The sequence below is a fragment of the Priestia sp. P5_B4 genome, from assembly GCF_056400385.1.
The window spans coordinates 1-6,917 of the sequence record NZ_JBFULJ010000152.1 but is presented as its reverse complement, the minus strand read 5'-3'; the positions used below and the strand labels follow the sequence as shown (position 1 = coordinate 6,917).

Below are 6,917 nucleotides of genomic sequence, written 5' to 3'. Positions count from 1 at the left end.
TTGTGTGAATTTTCTACAATTTATTTTTTGTCTTCTATTAAGTAGCGACTACATCAGTCATTTGAACTTGGCACGCATCTTGCAATAGATATAAGTGAAAGTAAAAATGCTGAAACGTAAGGAGATTAGTATTCAATGAAAATTACGGGAATAGAGATCAAACATTATTTACTGCCTTTAAATCCGCCTTTTAAAGCAGCTTGGGACCCTGAGCCCCGCAAAAAGTTTGCTTCTACCGTTGTCTATGTACATACGGATGAAGGAATAACGGGAGTCGGGTCAGGGGATTTAATGATGGGGCTTGAAGGACATGAACATTTGTTTATCGGTCAAGATCCTTTTGCCATTGAACGACATGCACAAGTGATTCAAAATATAGATTTTCACTATGGCAGATGCTGGCCGCTTGATTTAGCTCTATGGGATTTGATGGGGAAAGCAACAAAACAGCCCGTCTATAAATTGCTTGGAGCCCGATCTAACAAGCTTCTCGCTTATGCTTCAACGGGAGAAATCGTGACTCCTGAAGAACGTGCGGAACGTGCGATTCGATTTGTAGAGCAAGGATTCAAAGCTATGAAAATTCGTTTCCATCACAAAGATGTAAAAGAAGATATTCAAGTAGTGGAAGCGGTCAGAAAAGCCGTTGGTGACAAGCTAGAGATTATGGTTGACGCAAATCAAGGATGGAAAATGCCGTGGGACGTTGAACGGACGTGGGACTTAAAAATGGCCTATCAAGTAGCTAAAGAACTTGAAGAACTGAAAGTGTTTTGGCTTGAAGAACCTCTGCCTTCTCATCAGTTTGAACTGATGGCAAAGCTTCGGGATCGAGTAGGTATTCGAATCGCAGGGGGAGAGATGAACCGTCATATGCATGACTTTAGAGAGTTAAACAAAATAAATGCATTAGACGTTTATCAGCCGGATGTAGCATTGTCAGGAGGAATTACGCAAACGAAAAAAGTTGCGGATCTTGTTCAAGGAAGCGGCGCTTGGTTCAGCCCGCATACATGGACAAACGGCATTGGTTTACTGGCAAATTTACATTTAGCAGCGGCAGTCAGTCACTGTCCATATTTGGAATTTCCTTACGATCCTCCAGCATGGTCTAACGAACGAAGAGATTATATTCAGCAAAACCCGCTTATGATTGACAAAGATGGTTATTTAGTAGCGCCAGAAAAGCCGGGTTTAGGCATCGATCTTGATGAAGAAGCTTTAAAACAGTACGAAATTAATCATTTCTACGTAGGTGAAAAAAATACAGTTTCTATTTAACTGATATAAAGGGTGAACACAAAGTGAAGAAATACAGTGCTTATATAAATGGAGAATTTGTTCAAGGCAGCAATCAAATGGATGTTACGTACCCAGGAACGGGTGAAGTCGTAGCCCAAGTCTCTTCCTGCAGTACAGAAGAAACAGAGCACGCTGTTTATTGCGCTAAACAAGCTTTTAAAGAGTGGAAGCTCCGTCCTTCATATGACCGGGCTGAACAAATTAAAAAATTTTTAACGAACATGAAAACAGAAGAACATATTGAACACATCGGAACAGCCATTACACAGGAAATGGGAAAACCCTTAAATGCAGCGAAATCAGAGGTGTTTTACGGAGCGGAGCTTGGCGAGTACCAAACTCAGTGGGCAAGACGCATTGAAGGTCACGTAGTAGACAGCGATAACGTAAAGGAGAAGATTATTTCTTATAAAGAGCCTCTTGGCGTAGTCGTGGTAATTGTACCTTGGAATTTTCCGATTTATGTGCTGATGAGAAAAATCGTACCGGCGCTTGTCGCAGGTAATACGGTTGTGGTCAAGCCAAGCGTAAAATCTTCTTTATCTGCTTTAGCATTAGCGGAGTGCATTCATCAATCCGGCTTTCCAAAAGGTGTTATTAATATTGTGACAGGTATGGATGACATTGTGGGAGAAACGTTAACCTCATTTCCTGATGTAAACATGGTGACATTTACCGGAAGTACTAAAGTAGGAAAAGGTATTATGGAAAAATGTTCTCGTCATATGATTCGTACATCACTTGAATTAGGCGGAAAAGCACCTGCTATTGTAATGGAAGATGCGGATATTGATTTAGCGGTTGAAGCAATCAAGGGAGGCAGGTTAGCTAACTCCGGTCAAGTCTGCAATAACACTGAGCGTGTGTACGTTCATAAAAGTGTAAAAGAAGCGTTTACTACTAAACTATTGAAAGCGTTTCAAAATGTAGAAGTAAAAGATGGTTTGGCTAATCCAGATGCAGAAATGAGCTGTCTCATTAACAAATCTGAAGCGAACCGCGTTCATCAAATGGTACTTGAGGCCGTAGAAGAAGGAGCCGCTGTATTATGCGGAGGCTATTTGCTAGAGGAATTAGGAGAAAGCTTTTATACGCCAACGCTATTAGATCAGTGTACGCAACAAATGAATATCGTGCAAAAAGAAGTGTTTGGGCCCGTTCTTCCCATTATTTCGTTTGAATCACTTGAAGAAGCAATTAATCTAGCGAATGATTCTGAATACGGATTAACCGCTAATGTATATACATCCAGCTATCGTTATGTGATGGAACTAACTACGCAGCTAGAATGCGGTGAAGTATACGTGAACCGCCAGCAGGGCGAAGCATATCAAGGCTATCACTCCGGCTGGAAGCAATCGGGAATCGGCGGAGACGATGGCAAGCATGGATTTGAAGAATTTTTACAGGTAAAAACAGTTTATATGAAATTTTAATTTTGAAAAGCAGGTGAGCACAGGTGGGGAAAACGCGTGTGGAAGAAGATAGTTTTGGAAAAGTTGAGCTCCCAGCAGAGGTCTTGTATGGCATTCACACGGCCAGGACACTTGAGAATTTATCATTTTCTAATAAAAGATTGCATGAATATCCGGACTACGTGCATGCACTGTTAACCGTAAAAAAAGCAGCTGCCTTAACAAACGTAGAAGCTGGAGTAATTCCAAAAGAAATGGGAGACTCCATATCAAATGCATGTGACCAATTGCAAAGCACCGCTTATCAACATCATTTTTTGATTGATGTGCTGCACGGCGGAGGCGGTATCGGGACGAATATGAATGTGAATGAAGTAATAGCAGGCTTGATAAACCAGCAGTGCCCACATCATCTTCCTATTCATCCTATTGAACATGTAAATGCATCTCAATCAACTTCTGATGTGTGTCATACCGCTATCCGAATTGCGATTATTAAAAGCTATCATTATTTAGAAAAAGAAATGGAGCATCTCCATTCTATTCTTCAAAAAAAGATGGAAGAGTTCCAGACTGTGGTGACAATCGCAAGGACTTGCTTGCAAGATGCGATGAGTATTTCGCTTAGTGATATATTCAGCGGATATGAAGCGGTTCTTTCACGGCGTACGCGCTATTTAAAAAGAGCTGTAGAAGAACTGCACGCTGTTAATCTTGGAGGTACGGTTATTGGTTCTGGGATAGGAGCATCAGGGATATACCGAAGTAAAATCGTTCAGCAGCTGTCACGTCTATCTGGTATGCAGCTTTACCACCGCGCTAATTTATTTGATGCAGCACAGAATATTGATGATCTTGCTGATGTTTCGAACGAATTAAAGCAGCTGGCTACGTCTTTTATAAAGTTTGCTAAAGATTTAAGGCTGCTCTCTTCTGGACCAGAAGCTGGATTTGGCGAAATTCAATTACCATCTGTTCAAGCAGGCTCTTCATTTTTTCCTGGTAAAGTCAATCCGGTTGTACCTGAAACCTTAATTCAATGCTGTTTTCAAGTGCTAGGATGTGACAGAATCGTTCAAGCTGCTTTTGAACACGGAGAATTAAATTTAAATGTATTCGAAGGAGCCGCTGGAATTAATATTTTAGATAGCATTCAGTTTTTAACTAGCGCTGTAAGAAGTTTTTCGACGCTTTGCGTGCAGGATTTATCAGCCAATTCAGAGCGCTGTCAGCAGCTTTCTCAATCGCGTATTCCGTTGATTGTTGAAATGAAAGAAAAATATGGCTATAGCCGCGTTGCAGGTAGTTTAAAAGAAGCAGGCTATGAAGGGCTGAAAAAATGGAGGGAATGTGAATATGACAAAACTAAATGAAAAAACCTTATTTAAAGGAATGGAACAACCTGCATTATTATGGGCAAAAGAGTGGCTGAAAGAACCTAAAAAACTCTATATCAACGGGGGGTGGAAAGAAAGTTCAAGCGGTGAACTAATTGATTCTATTAACCCTGCAAACGGAGAAATTAATGGCCAAATTCAAAGTGCAGCAAAACAAGATATCGATGAAGCAGTAGCTTCAGCTAGACACGCGTTTGATCACGGTCCTTGGCCAAGCGTTACAAGAAAAGAACGCGCGCGAATTTTAAGGGAAATAAGCAGCTTAATTAAAAAACATCAAGCAGAGCTCGCCACATTGGAGTCTCTTGATAACGGCAAGCTTTATACAGAATCGTACAATGATGATGTACAAGAAGCATCGGATTTATTTGAGTATTACGCTGGCTGGACGGATAAATATTACGGTGAAAACAATCCGGTGGAAGGAGATTTTGTGAGTTATACAACGCGCGATCCGATCGGTGTATGCGGTCAAATTGTACCATTTAACTTTCCAATCGACATGGCCGCATGGAAACTAGCGCCGGCTCTAGCGATGGGCAACACCGTTATTTTAAAGCCGTCTAGCACCACATCTTTTTCTGCGATTCGTTTAGTGGAAATCATCGATGAAGCAAACATCTTACCGCCAGGTGTCTTAAATTTAATTTTAGGAAAAGGATCGATCGGTTCTCATATCAGCCGTCATATGGGAGTTGATAAAGTATCTTTTACTGGAAGCACAGGAGTAGGCAAACAGTTGGTTCATGATTCTGCGGACTCTAATTTGAAGCCTGTGACCCTAGAGCTTGGAGGGAAATCACCAAATATCATCTTTAGCGATGCACCCGATTTGGATGCTGCGATTGAACGTTCTTTTTACGGCTTGTTTACACATAAAGGAGAAAAATGCTCAGCGCCTACTCGCTTGTTAGTACAGCGTGACATTTACGAGCAGGTAGTTGGTAAGTTAGCAGATTATGCAAATAGCTACAAGTGCGGCAGTCCTTTTGATCCTGATTCAGATCAAGGTGCCCAAGTCTCTGAATCTCATATGCAGTCAATCTTACACTATATCGAGAGCGGTATACGTGAAGGAGCTACGCTAGCAGCGGGCGGCGAGCGCGATATGAGTGGAGATAATGAGCACGGGTATTTTATCCGTCCTACTATTTTTGCAGATGTTGATAATAAGATGACCATTGCACAAGAAGAAATTTTTGGTCCTGTACTGTGTGTAATTCCGTTTGATACAGAAGATGAAGCGGTGCAAATTGCGAATGATACGATTTATGGTTTAGCAGCTGGACTCTGGACAAAAGATGTGTCAAGAGCCAATCGTGTAGCCAAAAAGTTAGAAGCAGGCATGGTTTTTATCAATAAATACGGCTGCTATGATTTTGCCAGCCCATTTGGAGGATGGAAGCAAAGCGGATGGGGGAAAGAATATGCGATTCATTCTCTTCAATCTTACACAAAAATAAAAGCAATATGGATGGCTTATTAAATTAAAAAGCTGGAGGAAAGCATGATGAAAATGAAAGCAGCGGTCATGACGGGCGTTAATGCGCCCCTTGAAATTTTAGCGGTGGATTTAGCAGCACCAAAAGCTAATGAAGTACTTGTGAAAATAGAAGCAACGGGCGTGTGCCACAGTGATTTAAATGCTTTAGAAGACCCTTCGACACCAACGCCTACTATTTTAGGTCACGAAGGTGCAGGTATTGTAACCGCAGTCGGTTTAAACGTGAAAACGGTAAAAGTAGGAGATAAAGTAGCGCTTAGCTGGGTGCCTTACTGCGGCACGTGTGAGTTTTGTGTGACAGGAGCCGTACATCTGTGTGATTCGGCTTTTGGTCCGATGTTTAACGGAACGCTGTTAGACGGTACCTCTCGATTAAGTAAAGATGGAGAGCTGGTTTTTCATAACTCGCTGCTTTCCACTTTTGCTGAATATGCGGTGGTGCCGGAAATGTCTTGCATTAAACTTCCTGATGAAATGCCGATGGCTCAAGCCTCTTTAATTGGATGCGGTGTAGCGACTGGGTACGGAGCAGCTGTGAACGCCGCAAAAGTTACGCCGGGATCGACGGTAGCCGTCTTTGGTATCGGAGGGGTAGGGATTAATGCTATTCAAGGGGCTCGGATTGCGGGAGCAAGTAAAATTATTGCATGTGATGTCAAACCAGCTAATTTGGAACTTGCTAAAACATTCGGAGCTACTCATACGATAAATGTAGCTTCAGAAGAAGCAAGTGAAGCTTTAAAAGCTTTAACAGGAGGACATGGCGTCCATTTCGCGATTGACTGCACCGGTCATACAAAAGCTACTGAATCTGCTTGGGAAGGAACAAGGAAAGGAGGAACGGTAGTTGTAGTAGGAGCTTTTAACCCATCCATGTCTATTAATTTACCAGGCGGAGGCTTTCATCGTGTCGGCAAAGTGTTAAAAGGAAGCTTTTACGGAGACACGCAGCCGTTTCGTGATTTTCCTAAAATTGCTCAGCTTTATTTAGACGKAAAATTTATGTTAGACGAACTGATTCTTGGACGCACGCAGCTTGACGATATTAACAAAGCTTTTCAATCATTTCATGATTGTAATTGTGTAAACGTAGGCCGGTCAGTGATTGAATTTCCATCGATTGTATCCCAAGCCTCGCTAGAAAACGGAGATGAATTTGACATTGTTTCATAATGTAAATGAGCTAAGAGAGGAGAAAAACGAATGAATTCACTATTTGAATTTACTACAAAAACAAGCATAGCGTATGGCCTAGATCGGGTTTTGCAAATTGGAAAAGATGTTGAAGCAGTGAGCTGC

At 41.7% G+C, this 6,917-nt stretch carries 5 protein-coding genes; all 5 read left to right on the top strand.

The window, feature by feature from the left end; genetic code table 11:
- Positions 1-135: 135 nt before the first annotated feature.
- From AC1DRF_RS13445 to AC1DRF_RS13425, 5 genes are read left to right on the top strand one after another with little or no spacing between them, the layout of a single operon-like run.
- Entirely contained in the window at positions 136-1,281 is a 1,146-nt protein-coding gene (locus AC1DRF_RS13445) for a mandelate racemase/muconate lactonizing enzyme family protein (protein WP_318331295.1), read from the top strand.
- A 23-nt stretch (positions 1,282-1,304) separates the two neighbouring features.
- On the top strand, positions 1,305-2,738 hold the full coding sequence (aldA, locus tag AC1DRF_RS13440; protein ID WP_427076170.1) for an aldehyde dehydrogenase: 1,434 nt from the start codon (positions 1,305-1,307) through the stop codon (positions 2,736-2,738).
- Between the two features lie 23 nt (positions 2,739-2,761).
- Positions 2,762-4,090: a lyase family protein gene (locus tag AC1DRF_RS13435; RefSeq protein WP_427076169.1), complete on the top strand. Its 1,329-nt coding sequence runs from the start codon at positions 2,762-2,764 to the stop codon at positions 4,088-4,090.
- Positions 4,074-5,600 carry an aldehyde dehydrogenase family protein gene (locus AC1DRF_RS13430; protein WP_318331297.1) on the top strand — a complete coding sequence of 509 codons (1,527 nt, stop codon included), beginning with the start codon at positions 4,074-4,076 and terminating at the stop codon, positions 5,598-5,600. Before AC1DRF_RS13435 ends, AC1DRF_RS13430 begins: the two co-directional genes overlap by 17 nt.
- A 21-nt stretch (positions 5,601-5,621) precedes the next feature.
- Positions 5,622-6,791: a Zn-dependent alcohol dehydrogenase gene (locus tag AC1DRF_RS13425; protein ID WP_477740913.1), complete on the top strand. Its 1,170-nt coding sequence runs from the start codon at positions 5,622-5,624 to the stop codon at positions 6,789-6,791.
- Positions 6,792-6,917 lie beyond the last annotated feature (126 nt).